Here is a 17,686-nt window from a genome sequence, read left to right as displayed (position 1 = left end):
TGTATTAAGTTAAAAAACTAAAAGATTGTTAATTAATTTTAAAAACTTAAATTATTTTTACATCTTTTATTCTAATATAACCAATTGTAATTGCTTTAATTCCTTTATGATAGTAATTAATTTTATAAAAACCGTTATAATTTTTTTTATCTATTGTTGTAAGCGTAGTATTTCTACTTCTTTTATTTTCATTTCTATACATATTTTTATTTTTAGGCAAAAAGTATATAGAAGCCATTCGTGATGTGACAATAATTTTATAATTTGATATTGGAATATTTGTGTTTCTCTTATACGTTTTTGATGTGGATTGTGTTTGTTTTTGAACAAGAGAACTTTTTGAAATATATCCAATTTTACCTCCGATATACACTTTAAAATAAAAAGGATTTGTCTTTTCAAGAACATAAACATCTTCATTATTATTGTTATTTCTCGTTTCTTTAGAAATTGTGTAAGGTTCCTTTGTTAATGGTGCAATATGCCCAGTGTACAGTGTTTTTGTTTTGTATAAATAATTAGTAGGTAAAGGATGAATTATATTATTTTGTATTTGTTCTTTTATTTTTGCTAAATTTTCTTTGTAAGTTATACTTGAAGAGTCATTGTATATAGCTTTTTTATAATTTTCTACAGCTTTATTAGAGTTCTTTAAATACTTATAACAATCTCCTCTTAGGTTGTAATATTTGGCCTTTACTTCACCATCGCTTAATGTTTCTATTATATTAGAACAATCTAAGATTGATAGTTCGTACTTATTTAAGTTAAAATAAGCATAAGCACGCCATTGAAGTGATAAAAGGTCTGAAGAATTTTTATTAATAGAGCTAGTAAACCTAATAATTGCAGATTCATAATTTTTATTTTGATAATAACAGGTACCTAATAACCAATAGTAGCTACTGTTCACGTATTCCGAGTTAAAAGCATCATTTAAGATTAAAATAGATTCGGAGTATTTTTCGTTTTCAAATAATTGTTTAGCTTCGTTTACAGATAATTCAAAACTATTTTTTTCTCGTTGTTTGTTAAGAGCTATTCTTTCTTGTTCATCTGTTTTTTTAATTAATGCTTTTTCTATTTTTAAGGCTTTATTTTTATCATCATTAGAATCGATTGAATATTTTATAGAAACAATTATCAATATTAAAATAGGAATAGCCCATATAAATGAATAATTAGGTTTTTTACTTGGAGCAGTTGTGGTTTTTATAGTTTTTTTTGCTATAACTGTTTTTTTTGGAGCCTCTTTTATTATTGTTTTCTGACTTTTTTTATGAGTTATCCGTTTTTTAAGAGGAGGCAATGAATAACTTGAAAAAGGTTTCAAATTAGTATAAATATCGATTTCTAAATATTTTTTTAAAACAGCTAAATGTTTATTAATATTATCAGAGAGTCCGTTTAATTCCCCAAAAATTTTTGAGTTCTCTAAATCTTCAAAATCATTTTCAGAAAACAATAAATACTGTGTTTTTTTAACTTGATATTTATCCCAAAGTTCTGGCTTTTCTACAAAAGCTAAAATTGAAATGTAGATAATTAGTTCGGAAAAATAATCAGCTTTTAGTGAGGTTGTCTTTGCTTTAAATCTTGAAGGGTGTTGATAGCCTTTAAGTCCGGTAACAATTTCTTGTTGACCTTCTATTTCAGGAATACAAACCGAATCATAATCTACTAATTTTACCTCACCTTTCTCTGTTACTAGTATATTCCCCTCTTGTAAATCTCCATGAGAAATTTGATGATATCTTAAATCTTGACACATTTTTAAAAAATTGTCGGCAAGTGACATTAATAATGTCGAATTGGAAATGTTTTTTTCAATGTAATCTTTGAAAAGTAAACCATCTAACCATTCCATTCTAATAGTATCAACTAATTCTCCATTTATTAGAATTCCTTTTTCATCATAAATAAATTCAGCAAAATAGGGTAATTTCTTAGAAGTGAGATATTTTGATATTTTTAAATACCTTTCTTTATTTTCTCCAATAGGAGCGTGCCAAACTCTAAATGCCCATTTTTTATATTTATGAGTTAATTGAAACACCATATTAAAACCACCCACATAAACAAATGGACTTCCATTTTTATTAATCCTAGCTTTAGCTCCTTTTAATTCAGGGACCTTTAAGAAAATCTCAAGATTTTTTATAGCGGTTAGTATGTCCTGCTTGTTAGCCATTTGTTAAAATTTATTTAAAATATTTGAGGTGTTTTTTGATGTTTTTTTTAGCGTAGGTTCTTTCTCCCATTTAGACATTATATTTTCTATTGGTAACAATGAAACCTTATTATTTTCAATTACAAAACCAAATTTTGGTTTAAGATCAAAAAATTTATTCTCAAATTGTTTTGTTAATAAATCATCATTTTGGATGATTAATATATTTTCATCATTCATTCTAGCTTTAAATGACCAATTATATGAGCCTGTAATTACAATATCGCTGTCTATTATACAGAACTTATTGTGCATAAAGCTATCTCTAGAACTGTCGTTAATATTACCTATGTAACCAACTTTTCCATTAAACTTTAAAAACTCTTTGAAATCAACTTTTGATTTTTTGTTGAATTTATGATTTGCAACAATTACCTCTATATTTACCCCTTCTTTTAACTTAGCTACTAATTTTAGGTAAATTTCAAAGTCTGTAAACCAAGCAACACAAATCTTGATATCCGATTTTGCATTCTCTATGTGATGAATAATTTGAAGATGTATATTATCAAAGTAAGCTTTTACCATTAAAACTTGTTTGTGATGTCATTTTTATTAGGTAACTCTACCTGCTTCTTTTTAGCTTGATTTGGCTGTTTATCCCATTTGTCAAAGATATTATCCTTAGCTACTTTTAGTCTGTTTATTAATAAATCTTCTAAAGGACGTAATTGTGTAATGTCAGTAGAGTTTAGTTCTTCTACCATCTTTTCTGTAAGTTCAGAAATTCTCGGATTGGTTGATTTTAAATGATCAATAATTAGTTTTGAGTTACTAGGATCTATAAAGTCCTCTTTTGAAAAAAGTAAATCTTCTGTTTCATAATAACTATCCCATAAATTTGGAGAATCTGCATATATTAATAGGGATAGATATATTACAAGTTCAGAGAAGTAGTCTAATTTTAAATGTACAAATTTGTTGCTATTTCTGGAAGGATGTTGGTAGCCTGGTAAACCTTTAATAGTGTCTGACATTCCGCTTAATGGTTCAATGAACATAGAGTCATAATCTATTGCGACAAGAGAACCGTCACTTTTTACTAAAATATTACCATGTTGTAAATCTCCGTGAGCAATATTTTCTTTATGAAAATATGTTGTCATTTCCTTAAAGTTTTGAGCCAATTTAAGAATTATAGAAGTATCTAAAATATTGGTATTAATATATTCCTTTAAGGTTTGACCATCTACCCAATCCATAAGAACAATTGGGTGTAATGTACCATTTACCAATACAGCATCATCAATATATTTGAATCCAGCAAAATATGAATTATCCAAATTTTCTAAATAATTAGAAATCTCAAGAGAACGTTTTTTTGCGTCTCCAATATCTGCAATCCAAAGTCGAACAGCTACTTTACTTCCTGTTTGTTTATGAAAAGGAAAAACACTTGAATATCCACCAGAATATTGAATTATTCTAGAGCCTTTTTGAATAATGGAACCACCAATTATTTCATTTGATTTAAAACTAACGTGTGGGTTTCGCATTGCTGTAACAATATCTGTTCTAGAAGGATAATTCGACATAGTTAAAATTTATTAGTTATACTTTGTGCAGACTTACTTGGTATTTTCGAAGGAAGTTCTTTTTCTTGTTTTGGTTTGGGTTCGATTTCTTGAGTTTCGTTCTTTTGTGAATCTTCTGATTTCACAATTGCTATATTATTTTCTTCGTCTTGAGTAAACAGTTCTTTCTCTTCCGAAATTTCTTCTGGTTTTAGAGATGATTTATTTTCTTCTAGATTTTTTTTAGCTACTTCGGTTCCAATTTCTTCTGTTTCTAGAGGTAACTTACTTTCTTCTTTTTCAGAAGATTGCTCATTTTCTTTTTCACCAAATAAAAACTCTTTACTTTTTTCAAATATTCCTTTTTTAGACTTTTCGATTTCTGTTTCTTTGGGTATTTCTTGTGCTTTTTGCTCTACTGATGTTTCAAGATTGGAGTTTTCTTTTTGTGTAATTAATTCTTTCTCTTTTCTTTTTTCTGCAACTTCAATTTCATCCTGTTGAAACTTTACTAGTTCATTAATATTTGAAACATCCTCCAAGATATATGTTAATTCGTCCTTTTCATCATCTGAGATTTCAATTGACAAAAAGGCTGTATCATCATTTCCTAATTTATCTTTGTATCTTTCTTCATTTACAAAATGTTCAAAATCCTTTTGATCTTGCCAAACACTAATTTTACCAATAGCAATATCTTTTTCATTTAAAAACCATTCAGCAAGTGCATCAGTCATCAAATAAAATGTACCAGAGGTCAAAGGCTTGTCCTTAACCTGTTTTTCACCTTTATGGTTGTTTCCTGAGCTACTCAAATAATCAGGGAAATTATCAAAAATTATGGGTTCTTTTTTTGATGATAAAGCAATGCATTCTTTTGAATTTGTTTTTGCTTTTTTTGAAACAAAAAACAAAAAACTATCACCCAAAGCATCTGCCTTCCAATACCATTCTTTACTTTTTTTGTAGAATCTTAACCCAACAAAAGTAGCAAGTCCAGCTTCCTTTCTATTAAAAGCATTCTTAGTAAACCATTTTGCGTTAGGTTTATTAACAATTTCAGTAACTTGTTCTAACCAATCTTTTTGACAATTAAGAATAAATTGAGATTCATCAGGTTCTTTAGAATTAACCCACTTATTCACTAAAACGTCAGCCCAGATTTTTGGAAAGAACGATTTAGATACACCGTCAGAGATTGCGAATTTATTCTGTGTTTTATTATAAGCATATCTATCCGCACAGTCATAAAATAATTCTGATTCTTTTGATGTGATATATCCTTTAATTGATATTTGCATTTAAGTTATTTTAAAAATTATGCTATTTTATCTGAACCTCCAGAAGAACCAAAATTGATAAACTGTATAAATAATTCAGGGTCAGCATTAGAAACAAAACCTCTTGATTCAGGCTTCGCCTTAAAATCTTGTTTTACTGCAGCTTGTTTATATGATTCAGGGACTTTACTAGACACTTTAAAAAGGAATTTTGCTTGGTCGTCAGAAAGTTCATTTTCACTTTCATTAAAACTATGAGATTGTCCTTCTCCTAAATGACAATTAAAAATTAATGGATTACCATCTGTTGAATTGATATTCATTATTTCTTGTGAAACAGAGATGGCGTTAGCCATATCATCTACATTTGAATTTCCTGTATATGGGATTCCATCAGAAATATTTATAATAATTGGTGCAGGGTTATCAGGCTTTTTTTGAAGCCAACCTTCAATTAATTCTTGTGTAAAAGAAAGTGCATCTGCCATTGGTGTTAAACCATTTGCAGTTGGTTCAATAAAAATAGGCATTTGTTCATTTATTTCTATTAATCCACCTGCTCCGTCAGAAACTTTCTTTTTTAATTGTTCCATTCTTAATGGATTGTCAGCAAAAGAACTTAAGTAGTCTGACCTAATATCATCAACAGCAAGAGAACTACTACCACCATAACCTATCATAGAAATAAAAACACGGTCTTTTACTTTCTCACCATCCATATTTGTGTTAATAAGTTCGTTTATGGTACGATTAATAACAAGTGCTGTAAATTCCGATCTAGTTTTTCCTTCAGCATAGGGCTGGATCATTGAACCTGATTGGTCTACAAGAAAGATAATGTATCCTGGTGTTGCAGTACTCCATTGTTTTGAATTAGTCATATTAATTTTTTTTATAATTTGTTTTAAGTTTTTTGTTTTTTTGAAAAAAAACATTAGATCCAGTTAGGGAAACTGTAACCAATGAAGGTTTCTAATAAGAATAATAAAATATAAATATATTGAGAATAAATGATATATAATTACGGATTTCCATAATTATATAAAACTATATTTATATAATTCTATAAAAGTATAAACTACAATCTCGGATCGCCAGCAATACTCATTTTTTTAGACTGAATTACGTTCATGCTACAAAACCCAAAACGATTAGTAATCTTACCATAACAAGCATAAATTCCCATTCCGTTTATTGGAAATTGGTGTACCACATTTGTAAAATGTACCGCATCAAAATAAATACCATCAGCATCTATAAATGTACTTAAACGCATGAGTTTTCCTTGTGATGTTTTGTTGAAGCGAGTAGTCACTAATAAACCATAAAGTAATATGTTTTTATTAGAAAACTCAGGCATTTTTTTTGCTTTTACATGCGGACATAATTTGTCGGTAAGCAATGAAAAATAATCATGAATGGTAAAGCCTAACAATTCCATTTCATCATAGACGTTTTCTAACCAATGTGTGTTTAATTTCGGAATTTCAAAATGCTGATTCTGAACACGGAATAATTTTCCTTGTTGCTGTTCTATAGGCTTTTTTGTACCGCTTAATTTAAAAGTAGCTTGCCATAATAAAGCTGTTTTTGGTTTGTTTGTAAATCTAAATACATCAATTCTTATTAAAACCGTTAGTTGTTCTATAGAGATGGTAACACGATCTATAAAATCATCCAAAGAAAGAAAATGACCATACAATTGACGTTCCGTTAAAATCCGTTGGATTAATAAATGTTCTAAGTTTTTAAGGTATCCAAAACCCAAGTAGATGGTTTTTCCTTTTACGGTATTTGCATGATCGCTTTTATTGATACAAGGCAATTCTACAATAGCTCCACACATTTTTGCTTCGTGGATATAATGTTCTTGAGAATAAAATCCGCCACCATTATTTAAAACAGCAACCATAAATTCAATAGGGTAGTAGCATTTTAAAAATAAACTTTGATAACTTTCTACGGCATAAGAAGCGGAATGTCCTTTTGCAAAAGCATAACCAGCAAAACTTTTAATCTGATTCCAAACTTCAAAAATTAACTCGTCTTTGTGTCCTTTTTTTCTGCAATTGGCAATGAATTTATCTTCAACTGCTTTAAATTCTGCTACAGAGCGATATTTTCCGCTCATTCCTCTTCGTAAAACATCGGCTTCACCTAAGGTTAAATCAGCAAACTGATTGGCGACTTTCATTACATCTTCTTGATATACCATAACTCCATAGGTTTCAGGCATAATTTGTAATAAAATAGGATTCGCTTCTTTTCTTTTTTCAGGAAAACGATGTCTTTTTATAAATTCATCTTTCATACCAGAACCAGAAACGCCTGGTCTAATAATAGAACTTGCAGCCACCAAACCAATATAATCTTCTGTTTGTAGTTTTTGCATCAAACCACGCATTGCAGGGGATTCTACATAATACGCTCCAATGGCTCCACCAGTTTTTAAAAGATTGTTGATGTTTTTATCCTTCTTAAAAGTTTCCACATCTGTTATGTCTATCGGTGGGGCATCAGGATTGTTTTCTTTGATAATTTCTAACGCATCTTTAATTTTTGCCAAGCCACGCTGTCCTAAAATATCAAACTTGAAAATACCCACATCATCTGCAATATTCATATCAAACTGAACGGTAGCAAATCCTTTTGGCGGCATACTAGTTGCTGAATAATAATGAATCGGCTTGTCTAAAATTAAGATTCCTGCGGAATGTACACTCACATAATTTGGGAAACCTTCAATGAGTTTTCCGTATTTTAAAACTAGTTTAGCAATATCGTCGATATCAGTATTGGTTTTCCCTTTACTCAATTTATCAATTTCTTCTTTAGGCAAACCAAATACTTTCCCCAATTCTCTAACTACTGCTCTGTATTTAAAAGTAACATAGGTTGCAAGCAAAGCCACATTGTCAAAACGATCAAAAATATATTGCGTTACCGTGTTTCTGTCTTTCCAAGAAAAATCAATATCAAAATCGGGAGGAGAAGCTCTAAACGGATTGATAAAACGTTCAAAATATAAATCCAATTCAATAGGATCTACATCTGTAATACCTAAAATATATGCCACAATACTATTGGCGCCACTTCCTCTACCAACATGAAAAAAGTTGTTGCTTTTAGCGTATTTAATAATATCATAATTGATTAAAAAAAAGGAAACAAATTTTAAATCAATAATTACTTTCAATTCTTTCTGAAGTCGATCGTGTACTTTTTGGGTAGGATTAGAATAACGTTTATCAATATTTTCATCGCACAGTTTCAATAATGCTTTACAGTCTTGCTCAAAACTATTATAGTAAATATTTAGATTCTGGTTTTCACGATCATCATTAAATCCGAAGTTGATACTACATTGTTGTAAAAGAGATTCTGTGTTTTTAAGGATAAACGGAAACTCATTAAAATGATTTTGTAATGCTACTTTTGAGTGCATTACATCGGATGTTAAACATTCTTCTGTTGTGGGTAATTTACTTAAAAGTGTATTGTTATCAATGGCACGTAATAATCTGTGTGCGTTAAAATCCTTCTTATTTCTGATGGTTACTTGTTGTTGAATGACTAATTTATCTTCATACTTTTTTAAATGAGAAAATCGAAGTTTATTAATCTCAGCAATAGAAATTCCAATAAATTCATGATCTTTAAAATCTATGATATTTAATTCCAGCACTTTTTCAAAAGGATATATGATAAACACATCTTCTAATGAATCTGCTTTATCAGGAATGGAAGTTTTAGATTCTAAAAAAGTAGATAAATATTGATTGATATTTTGAAACCCAACATTGCTTTTTGCAAGTGCTACAAATTGTTGTTGATTGCCATTTCTAAAATCAACACCAATCACAGGTTTTATGTTCTCTTTTTTAGCTTGTTGTACAAAATTCATACAAGCAGAAGTATTGTTGATGTCCGTTAAAGCAAGCGTGTCAATATTATTTTCTTTAGCAAGCAGCAATAGTTCTACTTCGGAAAATGTTCCGTAGCGCAAAGAATAATAAGTATGACAATTTAGATACATAAAAGGATGAATTATTGTTTTCTATGTGCCAAGACCAACGGTGGTTCTCCGTTAAAAGGATTGTTAAAACGACCAATAGATTTTGCGCCCATAGAAGCTGCTCTCATAATACTTTTCTCTCCGTATTTATTACGAACCGTATCCATTGCATTGTATAGATCTAACATTTGTTCTGTATCGTCAAACAAATTAATTTGATAATTACCACTCACAATATCCGATACTTTTACACCGACCAATCGAATTAATAATCTTCGTTGATATAGTTTTTTAAATAATTCTAAAACTGCAGGAATGATAATATGATCTGCACTCGTATATGGAATTTTTACTTGTTTATTATACGTGTTAAAATCTGAATATCTAATTTTTACACTAATTACACCTGCTAATTTATCTCCTTTTCTTAATTGATACGCTAAATTTTCTGCCATTGCAAAAATGGTTTCTTTTAACTTTATCATATCAATCGTATCTTTAGTATACGTTCTTTCTGTGGATAAAGATTTGCGTTCATGAAAAGCAATAATTGGCGGATTGTCGATTCCGTTGGCACGTTTCCAAATTGTTTTTCCGTTTTTACCCAAAACGCTAATCATCATTTCTAAAGGCATTTCTTGAATTACTTTTATTTTATCAACGCCAAGGTTTCTAAGAATTTGATAGGTTTTATTTCCTACAGATGGAATTTTTTTAATGGATAAAGGTGCTAAAAAATCTTTTTCAAAACCTGCATCAATCAATAATTGATTATTTGGTTTTGCTTCGCCAGTTGCAACTTTAGAAACAATTTTGTTTTGCGACATTCCGAAAGAAATAGGAAGTCCACTTTCTTTAATAATTCGCTGACGTAATTCTGATGCGTATTTATAACTTCCAAAAAAAGCATCCATTCCAGAAAGATCAGCATAGAATTCATCAATACTCGCTTTTTCAAAAATGGGTACTTTTTCTTTTATGATTTCTGTAACAATATTGGAGTATTTAGAGTAGATACTCGTGTCTCCTCTAATAACTGTTGCTTCAGGACATAGCTTTCTTGCAATCTTCATAGACATACCAGAATGCACACCAAATCTTCTTGTTTCATAACTGCAAGCAGCCACAACACCTCTGTCTCCAGTTCCGCCAACTAGTATAGGTTTCTTCTGCAATCGACTGTCAATCAATCGTTCGCAGGAGACAAAAAAAGTGTCTAAATCGAGATGTAAAATATTTTTTTTCACGGTGTAAAATTAGCTACAAATTCATACATTTGTTGCTCAATATTGTAGCATTATGAATAATTTATCTAAAAACATCAAACATTTAAGAGGTTTAAAAGGGCTAACACAAGAGTCTTTGGCGGAAGAATTATTGGTAACAAGATCAAGAATAAGTTCTTATGAAGAGAATAGATCTTCACCTACCATCGATTTTTTGGTTGATTTTTCAGCTTATTTTAAAATACCAATTGACATCATTATTAAAAATGATTTGACAAAAGCAAAAGATGTTTCTTTTATTGAAGTGGGAAATAAAAGGGTCTTATTTCCGATAACGGTGGATAGTGATAATGAAAATTTGATTGAGGTAATTTCAGCAAAAGCATCTGCTGGTTATTTGTTAGGATATGATGATCCTGAATATATTGAGCAATTACAAAAAATAAAATTGCCGTTTTTACCAACAGGAAAACACAGAGCTTTTCCGATAAAAGGAGATTCTATGTTACCGATGAAAGATGGTTCTTATGTGGTAGCAGAATTTGTAGAAGACATAAAAGAAGCTAAAAGCGGTGTTTCATATATTGTCGTTACTAAAGATGATGGGATGACGTATAAAAGGTTGTACAATCAAGTAGAAGAAAAACAATCTTTTTTATTGAAACCAGACAATACCACTTATCAACCTTATGAGGTTCCTGTTTCTGAAATTTTAGAATTATGGAAATTCACCTGTAGTATTAATACGCAAGAATATGAGGAACATGAATTAAAATTGAGTAGTATTATTCAAATGTTTAATGGGTTAGGAGTAGAGTTAGAGGCTTTGAAAAAGTCTTTAATTTGATATAATTATACAAAAGTACAATTGTATAAAAACACATTTGTATAAGAGTATTTTATATAAGTGTACATTTATATTTATTAAAAAAAAACGAAGGTAAATTATTAGAATATTTACCTTCGTTTGTGTTTTAAGGGTAAAATATACCCATGTAGTTTTTCCGTTTTCAAAATCAGTTGATTATTTTTTATCATTTAACTAGAAATTATTAACTGATTTTTAAAATGAGCCCGAGCGGCAGGCTCACGTACAGTTTATCTTTTTATATAAAGGTATAAGTGTGTAAAAATACAAATATATAAAACTGTAAGTATATTTTTGAATAAATATATAAAGCCACAAATGTACATTTATATAAATGTGTTAATGTATATTTTATTTTTTTAACCAATCTCTGAAATAGGATTCTGTTTTTGGGTTTTTAGAGAAAAAATCATTTGTAATATTAACATATTCTCTTAAATCATTTTTTTCTTTTAAAATGTCATTATATTCTGTTTGGCTAATGTAATTTGTTATGGATACATACATAGAGATTCCTGCGACAGAAAAAAGGAAAACATTTAAAATTATCAGATAAAGTAATCTTTTAGAACTTACATTTTTATGGATTTTTAATAATTCTTTATTGTTTTTTACTGTTTGTTGGTGAAAAATATTAAAATCTTTATTAAGAATCTTTCTATTAGATTCTTTCATTTCTTCAAGTTCTTCCACATTAAAATCTACTTGTATAGTGTTTAATTTAGAAATTGATTCTGTAAGGATTTTATTGCGGTCATTAATCGTTTTTTCAAATTGAGATAACTGTTGAATAAGTATTTCAATTAATTCAGATACTTTGGGTTGAGTTTGTTTAGCCATTATTTTATTAATATTTCATTGAATTTTTTCTTCGTTTTCGTTTTTTAGTATTGTTTTCTTCATCTTCAAAAGCTATTTGAGAAAATATATTACTGAAAGCACTTGTGTTTAGGTTGTAGTCTTGCAAAATAGGAGTGTAGTCTATTGTTTTTGTGTTTAATGGTTTTATAATAGAAAACAATTGATTAAGTTTTAAATTACGGTCAACTTCACTTGCTTTTAAATCGGCTCCAGAAGCTTCATGTATAAATCGAAACCCTTGGATGTTACCTTGCTTATTAATTGTTGGATTCACTTTTATTCCATGTTCTAACATTCTATTTTTATAAATTTCTAAATTTTTAGGTTTCTCTTTTAAAACTAAATAATGTGTTTTTTTAATGACATTTCTTATTTCTTTATAATACTTTTTACGTTCTTGTTCTTGTTTATTTTTTAACTCTTTAGCAGAAGTTCATCCATGTTTTAAAGCCATTTCATGAGCTACAAATTGAGCTTTTTTACTAATAAAATTATCTTTAATTAGAGTACCATCTGGTTTTACTCTATTTAGAATAAGATGAATGTGCTTGTGTTCTTTTTCCGTGTGAACAAATGCAATAAACTGATTGGTTTTAGGGTCTAAATCCATTTCTTTTAAAAAATCTTTTGTTAATGTTTTCAACTGCTCATTAGTCATTTTAATACTATCATTTATTGTTGGAGATAAAATGATACTAATAGTGTTGTTTTTGCATCTCAAATTTTGTTGTTGTAAAATTGACATATCTGAAAACATTTCTTTTGGGGTTACACCTGAAATATTATTGCGTAAAAGTTCATATCCTTTATTATCATTAACAACATAATTAAAGAGTGCTGTTCCTCCAGGGCAAGATTTAGCTTTACTTATCATTTTAATTTATTTAAATGGTTTCTAATTAATTTTGCAGTTTCTATTGAAATTTCCTTAACTCCTGTAACGTCTCCTAATTTGTATAGATTACTGATTCTTCTAAAATTATCGCTAAACTTATTTAGTTCTTTGTAAACTTCAATTTCATCAGCACTTAGTTTGTAGGTTAAATCATAACCCAATGCCATACTCCTTAAATATTCAGACATTGAACCGCCTGTTTTTTTTGCTTTATTTTTTATAATCAAATGTTCTGTTAGCGAAACTCTAAATTCTATTTTCTTTGTTTTTTTCATTTTTTTACTTTTGCGACCTTCGGGAGAAAAACAAGATGTTAGTGGAGTGAGAAATTGAAAATTTGTCAGTACAATGACACCTCTTGATATATTTTCACCCTTTACTTTTTGGTTTTAATTGCAATTAAATAATCATTTAAGTCATTATTAAACTTATAAAAACCTCTCTTGTCAATAGACTCATTGGGAAATAGTTTTAGAATTATATTTGTTGTTTTAGTACCCTCACTATCATTATCTAGGAAGCAGTAAATAGTCTTATTTTTTTTTAAAAAAGCAATCCCTTTTTTTAGTTGAGTTGTAGAATTTAAAATCAAAAAGTTCATTTCTGTCACTTCTGGGTAAAGTGTTTTGAAAGATAAAAAATCCATAAACCCTTCAAACACGCAAACACTTTTTACAGTTTTTTTGTAAAATGTGGTTATGTTTTTGTTAAGTATAGTTCCTTTAAATTTTGGATGATTACTTCCATTATAGTTTAGTTCATAACCATTTGTATCATTAATGAATCCGACAGCTTTTCGTGGGTATTTTTTATAATATCCATAATCAATTTCAAAACAATATTTTTCTATTACTTTTTCTGAAATACCTCTTTTTATCAAATAGTTTAATAAATGAACGTCAATAATTTTTTGAGTATTCCAAACACAATTTTTAAGATTTGAGCTTATTATTTCTCTTTTTTTGATAATAGTTGAAGTTATTTTAACATCGGATAGAAGTTGCTTTATTGTTGTTAGATTACCGCCTTTTTTAGTCGTATAATCAATAAATAAGTCCTTTTGGTAATCTACCTTGAAAGAAGTATTGTTTTCTTCTCTTAGCGGCGATAAATACATGCCATAAGTGTTATAATCTTTAATAGGGTGTATATTTTTGGAAGCCAAAAAATCTTTTATATTATTGTGAGACATTTTTACGAAGTTTGAAATGATAAATTATAATTATTGAGACGTTTTTACGAAGTTTCAAAAAAGTACTAGTGTTTTTTTTTATTACATTGTTTTTTTGTAATTTATAAACACCTGATAATCAGTTCTTTTTTTTCTTTCATTTTATCTAAATACTAGGTTAATTGTTTTTTGTTTATGGGTTAACCTATTGTATATCGTTTTAAGTCACTATAACTGTTTGTTTATTAGTGTTTTAAAAAACATCCTTAAGACGTTTTTACGAACTTTTTTACTCCATATTAAGACGTTAAAACGAACTTAATGAGGCATTTTTACGAACTTTCCTTTATTTTGATATTGTATTCAGGTAGAATTACAGAAATAAGTAAATTTTGGACATCTCTTTTATTTTTTATTGATTTACCAGATGAAAGTTCGTTTTTTAGTCTTTTAACTCGATTATAGAATTGCTCAGAATTTCCACTTTCAATAATTTGTTCTGTTATCAACTGTGGTTGATCAGAATCATTAGAAGTGAAAAAGACCTTTAGAAAATTATAAATAAACATCTCCCGATTGCCTTTAATTATGTTTTGATAATTTCTATCTAATAAAACTGAATTATTGGTGTCAATAATTTTAAAGGATAAATAAGATTTGGTTTTTTGTGTATTGATTTTGTAGTTAAATTCAACTTCACATTTATTTTTTAGCTCTTTTTTTACAAGATTTATTTTTTTTCTTAAATCAGAAGTTCGTAGATATTTATTTTCAATTCCTATGATCTTTCTGAATTTAGGCTCACTTATATTAAAACCTCCTTTGTCACTAAATTGAATAAGTAGTTTATAGATTCTTTTAGAATAGATGCTTTTTAAAGAAATAAAATGTTTAAAATCTAATTTGCTATAACCACCTTTTAAATAAGTTAAGAATTCAACTGTAAAACCTGGGATTTCAATAATTACTTCTCTTTTGTTTTTAGTTTTTCTATACCCTGAAATGAAGTTCGTTATTGTTCTCTCAATTTTTTCGTGTTTGGGTATATTTTTTGAATAATCAATACTAGTATTTGATAGTTTCTTTAAAGTACTTTCAATAGATTTATAGTTTCTATTGATGTTTAAAAACTTGAATTTGAGTTGTATTTTCTCTGATTCATATTCTTTGAACTCTTCAAAATGATTTTTATGTTTAATTTGATTAAGGATGTGAAAAATAATATTTTCATCAATACTTGTAAGTTGCTTGTTAAATGAAGCGTAAATAATATGATTAGGATGATTTATGATTGTCTTCATTATCTCCTATTTTTATTAGTGTATGATAATGCAACTTTACTTAAATAGGCAGGAGCCAATTTTTTATTACTCAATAAATAATCATTAAGATCATCAATGTCAAAATAAATACATTTACCACCAGGTTTTGAATGCGTTATTTTTCCTGCGGATACAAGTTTGTATAAATAGCTTTCAGCAATCCCCGAATAAATAGATGCTTCGGGAATTCTTAAAACTTTTTTCTGTGATAATAGTAAATCTTCAATGTTATTTAATCTCTGGTCTAATGTTAAAACGTCCATATTTTAATTCGTTTAAAATTAATAATGAACAAGTGCACTTGTTTTCTTTTATTCGATATCTGTTAGCAAAGATGAAGTAAAAGTTAACATTTGATGGTAATGTATTAGGTACTTATAAGGTAGTACTACTTATTATGGAATCAAATTTTTGTCTTAATTCTATAAGGTAATCTTCATTATTTCCTTTCCATCTGTATATTGAATTTTCTTGTAATAGGAAGCTTTCAGATTCATTTTTTTTAAAGTAATAATTAATTATATATTCAATATTCTGTTTATAATTTTCATCTTCTGGGCTAATTTTTTGTGCAACAGATATAAATTCAATTAGTGTTGTTAGACTTCCTGTTTTATCTTTGTTTCTCTTTTTTCCTGTTGCATCCAACCAAATAATCTTCTCAGAAAATAAGGCTTTGGAATTTATAAATGAGTTAAAACTTTCTAATGAACATTTGAAGTACTTATGGTTTAGTTTCTTGTAAATTTTATCAACTTCTTTTTTTGTAATAACATCTTTTTTATTTTTTGTGCCGAAATTTTCTAGCTGTTTTACTTGTTGTCTGAAAATAAACTTCTTTAATCGTTTATCATTGAAGCATAGAAAGATAAATACTGAAATGAAATAAATAAAAAAGGTTAAAATAAAAAAGATGGTAGTATTATATTCTGATTTTTCTAAACCATATTTAGTATGTATTAGTGCAGAAAAAAGTAATAATAAAGAAGCTATCAGAAATAATCTAGGCTTCTCTAATCTTTTATTCCATTTTGAATTTAATTCAAAAGCATGATATCCAATTGCCTTGTAATAGAATATAAAGATAAAACCAAAAATAGTTAGAGATAGGATGGCGTCAATTATAATTGTTGTTTTAATAATAATATTCATAATAATTAAAATTTTAAAGTAGGTATTAGGTTAGCAGCTTCTTTCATTTTCTTATCAATAATTTTTGCGTATATCTCTGTTGTGCGTACAGTTTTGTGACCTAATCTCTTTGAAACCGTATAAATATCTGCTCCATTTTCCAGTAATAAAACAGCGTTAGTATGACGTGCCGAATGAAAAGTTATGTGTTTTGTAATTCCGGCATACATACACCACCTTAATAAGATAAAATTCATATGTGCGCTATAATGTAAATTAACAAAAACTCTTTCATTTTTCCCTTTTCTTTCTCCAAGTAAATCTCTTGCTTGTTTAGAAATATATAAATACTCTACACCGTTTGTTTTCTTTTGAGCAAAAACCATTCTATAAATTTCGTTACCTTCTTTGTCTATTCCCTCATCTCTAATTTCACTCCAAACTAGTTTATTGATATCACTCCATCTGGCTCCTGTAAAAATTGAATATAAGAATGCAGTCTTTAAAACAGGGATTCTGCATTCTGTTTTAAATAAGGCTGTAACTTCATCTAAAGTTAAATATTCTCTGTGTGTTTCACCCATAGGAATACTTTTAACCTTTCTTACAATATTTTCTTTTAAATAGCCTTCTTCAAATGCAGCTGATAAGCAAGCTTTAAATTTATTGTAGTAAGTATGTTTTGTGTTTTGAGATAGGGGATAACCCGACTTTGCAATAGCTTTAGTGTGTAAGAATTTTTGAAAGTTTTTCACGAAATCAATATCAATTTCATCAAACGTAATATTAGGAGGGCAAAAGTTTTCGATATGCTTTTGAGCAGCTTCCCAATTATCATAATTTTTATCTGATTGATAACGTTCTTCTTTTTTTAGAATATAAAATTGAAGGAATTGTAGTTTGGTTTTACTTTTGTCTTGAATTTTAAATTTACCTTGAAGGTATTCAGCTTTTCTAATGCTATAAATATTTTCGGCTAATTCAAGATTCTCTTTATTTTCTTTTTTCTCTTTAGAGGTAGAAGGAGAGAGGTGTAAGTATATTTTTAGATATTCCTGCCTTCTGTTGTGGATTCTTTTTCCTTCGTCATTAATTGTACTACCATTGTAGTATTCAATAAATAAACTGATGTTCTCTTTTAATTTTTTCTGCTTTAATGTGATTTTCATAATA

Annotated in this window: 17 protein-coding genes; 1 reads left to right on the top strand and 16 read right to left on the bottom strand. The window is 28.3% G+C overall.

Going from position 1 to position 17,686, the window contains the following annotated elements; all coding sequences use genetic code 11:
- Nucleotides 1-46 precede the first annotated feature (46 nt).
- The 7 genes from KV700_RS03490 to dinB form a co-directional block, all read right to left on the bottom strand.
- Complete coding sequence (locus KV700_RS03490; RefSeq protein WP_218599193.1) at nt 47-2,191, bottom strand: hypothetical protein; 2,145 nt, start codon at nt 2,189-2,191, stop codon at nt 47-49.
- 3 nt (nt 2,192-2,194) lie between these two features.
- Nucleotides 2,195-2,758, bottom strand: a complete 564-nt coding sequence (locus KV700_RS03485) for a phospholipase D-like domain-containing protein (RefSeq protein ID WP_218599192.1) — start codon at nt 2,756-2,758, stop codon at nt 2,195-2,197.
- Nucleotides 2,758-3,765 (bottom strand): AarF/UbiB family protein, encoded by a 1,008-nt coding sequence (locus tag KV700_RS03480; RefSeq protein WP_218599191.1) that lies wholly within the window; start codon nt 3,763-3,765, stop codon nt 2,758-2,760. Before KV700_RS03480 ends, KV700_RS03485 begins: the two co-directional genes overlap by 1 nt.
- Nucleotides 3,766-3,767: 2 nt before the next feature.
- A complete protein-coding gene (locus tag KV700_RS03475; protein ID WP_218599190.1) occupies nt 3,768-5,045 on the bottom strand; it encodes a hypothetical protein in 1,278 nt (425 codons plus the stop codon).
- 17 nt (nt 5,046-5,062) lie between these two features.
- Nucleotides 5,063-5,905 carry a vWA domain-containing protein gene (locus tag KV700_RS03470; protein ID WP_218599189.1) on the bottom strand — a complete coding sequence of 281 codons (843 nt, stop codon included), beginning with the start codon at nt 5,903-5,905 and terminating at the stop codon, nt 5,063-5,065.
- 197 nt (nt 5,906-6,102) lie between these two features.
- The gene (locus tag KV700_RS03465) at nt 6,103-9,060 is read right to left on the bottom strand and encodes a DNA polymerase III subunit alpha (RefSeq protein ID WP_218599188.1); all 2,958 of its coding nucleotides are present in this window, start codon (nt 9,058-9,060) and stop codon (nt 6,103-6,105) included.
- A gap of 11 nt (nt 9,061-9,071) precedes the next feature.
- The gene (gene dinB, locus KV700_RS03460) at nt 9,072-10,286 is read right to left on the bottom strand and encodes a DNA polymerase IV (protein ID WP_218599187.1); all 1,215 of its coding nucleotides are present in this window, start codon (nt 10,284-10,286) and stop codon (nt 9,072-9,074) included.
- A 52-nt stretch (nt 10,287-10,338) separates the two neighbouring features.
- Here dinB and KV700_RS03455 point away from each other — a divergent pair, with 52 nt between their 5' ends.
- Nucleotides 10,339-11,112 (top strand): LexA family transcriptional regulator, encoded by a 774-nt coding sequence (locus KV700_RS03455; protein ID WP_218599186.1) that lies wholly within the window; start codon nt 10,339-10,341, stop codon nt 11,110-11,112.
- A 372-nt stretch (nt 11,113-11,484) separates the two neighbouring features.
- Here the strand turns inward: KV700_RS03455 and KV700_RS03450 are convergent, their stop codons facing one another.
- From KV700_RS03450 to KV700_RS03410, 9 genes are all read right to left on the bottom strand, one after another.
- Nucleotides 11,485-11,973, bottom strand: coding sequence for a hypothetical protein (locus KV700_RS03450; protein ID WP_218599185.1), 489 nt, complete (start codon nt 11,971-11,973; stop codon nt 11,485-11,487).
- Nucleotides 11,974-11,980: 7 nt separating this feature from the next.
- Nucleotides 11,981-12,289, bottom strand: coding sequence for a hypothetical protein (locus KV700_RS03445; RefSeq protein ID WP_218599184.1), 309 nt, complete (start codon nt 12,287-12,289; stop codon nt 11,981-11,983).
- Nucleotides 12,290-12,427: 138 nt separating this feature from the next.
- The gene (locus tag KV700_RS03440) at nt 12,428-12,868 is read right to left on the bottom strand and encodes a relaxase/mobilization nuclease domain-containing protein (protein ID WP_218599183.1); all 441 of its coding nucleotides are present in this window, start codon (nt 12,866-12,868) and stop codon (nt 12,428-12,430) included.
- On the bottom strand, nt 12,865-13,164 hold the full coding sequence (locus tag KV700_RS03435; protein ID WP_218599182.1) for a mobilization protein: 300 nt from the start codon (nt 13,162-13,164) through the stop codon (nt 12,865-12,867). Before KV700_RS03435 ends, KV700_RS03440 begins: the two co-directional genes overlap by 4 nt.
- 101 nt (nt 13,165-13,265) lie before the next feature.
- A complete protein-coding gene (locus tag KV700_RS03430; RefSeq protein ID WP_218599181.1) occupies nt 13,266-14,081 on the bottom strand; it encodes a toprim domain-containing protein in 816 nt (271 codons plus the stop codon).
- Between the two features lie 311 nt (nt 14,082-14,392).
- Entirely contained in the window at nt 14,393-15,361 is a 969-nt protein-coding gene (locus tag KV700_RS03425; protein WP_218599180.1) for a replication initiation protein, read from the bottom strand.
- On the bottom strand, nt 15,361-15,645 hold the full coding sequence (locus tag KV700_RS03420) for an AlpA family transcriptional regulator (RefSeq protein ID WP_218599179.1): 285 nt from the start codon (nt 15,643-15,645) through the stop codon (nt 15,361-15,363). Before KV700_RS03420 ends, KV700_RS03425 begins: the two co-directional genes overlap by 1 nt.
- A gap of 112 nt (nt 15,646-15,757) precedes the next feature.
- On the bottom strand, nt 15,758-16,534 hold the full coding sequence (locus KV700_RS03415) for a hypothetical protein (RefSeq protein WP_218599178.1): 777 nt from the start codon (nt 16,532-16,534) through the stop codon (nt 15,758-15,760).
- Nucleotides 16,535-16,539: 5 nt separating this feature from the next.
- Nucleotides 16,540-17,682, bottom strand: coding sequence for a site-specific integrase (locus KV700_RS03410; RefSeq protein WP_218599176.1), 1,143 nt, complete (start codon nt 17,680-17,682; stop codon nt 16,540-16,542).
- Nucleotides 17,683-17,686: the final 4 nt, after the last annotated feature.

Origin of the sequence: Polaribacter sp. NJDZ03 (genome assembly GCF_019263805.1) — a bacterium.
GTDB lineage: Bacteria > Bacteroidota > Bacteroidia > Flavobacteriales > Flavobacteriaceae > Polaribacter.
This window is presented reverse-complemented; position numbering and strand designations above follow the sequence as displayed.

Bases quoted from the DNA above. Each gene is read 5' to 3' on its own strand.
- KV700_RS03450 (WP_218599185.1), bottom strand. From the start codon at position 11,973: ATGGCTAAACAAACTCAACCCAAAGTATCTGAATTAATTGAAATACTT.
- KV700_RS03455 (WP_218599186.1), top strand. From the start codon at position 10,339: ATGAATAATTTATCTAAAAACATCAAACATTTAAGAGGTTTAAAAGGG.
- KV700_RS03490 (WP_218599193.1), bottom strand. From the start codon at position 2,191: ATGGCTAACAAGCAGGACATACTAACCGCTATAAAAAATCTTGAGATT.
- KV700_RS03410 (WP_218599176.1), bottom strand. From the start codon at position 17,682: ATGAAAATCACATTAAAGCAGAAAAAATTAAAAGAGAACATCAGTTTA.
- KV700_RS03465 (WP_218599188.1), bottom strand. From the start codon at position 9,060: ATGTATCTAAATTGTCATACTTATTATTCTTTGCGCTACGGAACATTT.
- KV700_RS03430 (WP_218599181.1), bottom strand. From the start codon at position 14,081: ATGTCTCACAATAATATAAAAGATTTTTTGGCTTCCAAAAATATACAC.
- KV700_RS03475 (WP_218599190.1), bottom strand. From the start codon at position 5,045: ATGCAAATATCAATTAAAGGATATATCACATCAAAAGAATCAGAATTA.
- KV700_RS03445 (WP_218599184.1), bottom strand. From the start codon at position 12,289: ATGTTAGAACATGGAATAAAAGTGAATCCAACAATTAATAAGCAAGGT.
- KV700_RS03440 (WP_218599183.1), bottom strand. From the start codon at position 12,868: ATGATAAGTAAAGCTAAATCTTGCCCTGGAGGAACAGCACTCTTTAAT.
- KV700_RS03485 (WP_218599192.1), bottom strand. From the start codon at position 2,758: ATGGTAAAAGCTTACTTTGATAATATACATCTTCAAATTATTCATCAC.
- KV700_RS03435 (WP_218599182.1), bottom strand. From the start codon at position 13,164: ATGAAAAAAACAAAGAAAATAGAATTTAGAGTTTCGCTAACAGAACAT.
- KV700_RS03415 (WP_218599178.1), bottom strand. From the start codon at position 16,534: ATGAATATTATTATTAAAACAACAATTATAATTGACGCCATCCTATCT.
- KV700_RS03425 (WP_218599180.1), bottom strand. From the start codon at position 15,361: ATGAAGACAATCATAAATCATCCTAATCATATTATTTACGCTTCATTT.
- KV700_RS03470 (WP_218599189.1), bottom strand. From the start codon at position 5,905: ATGACTAATTCAAAACAATGGAGTACTGCAACACCAGGATACATTATC.
- KV700_RS03480 (WP_218599191.1), bottom strand. From the start codon at position 3,765: ATGTCGAATTATCCTTCTAGAACAGATATTGTTACAGCAATGCGAAAC.
- KV700_RS03420 (WP_218599179.1), bottom strand. From the start codon at position 15,645: ATGGACGTTTTAACATTAGACCAGAGATTAAATAACATTGAAGATTTA.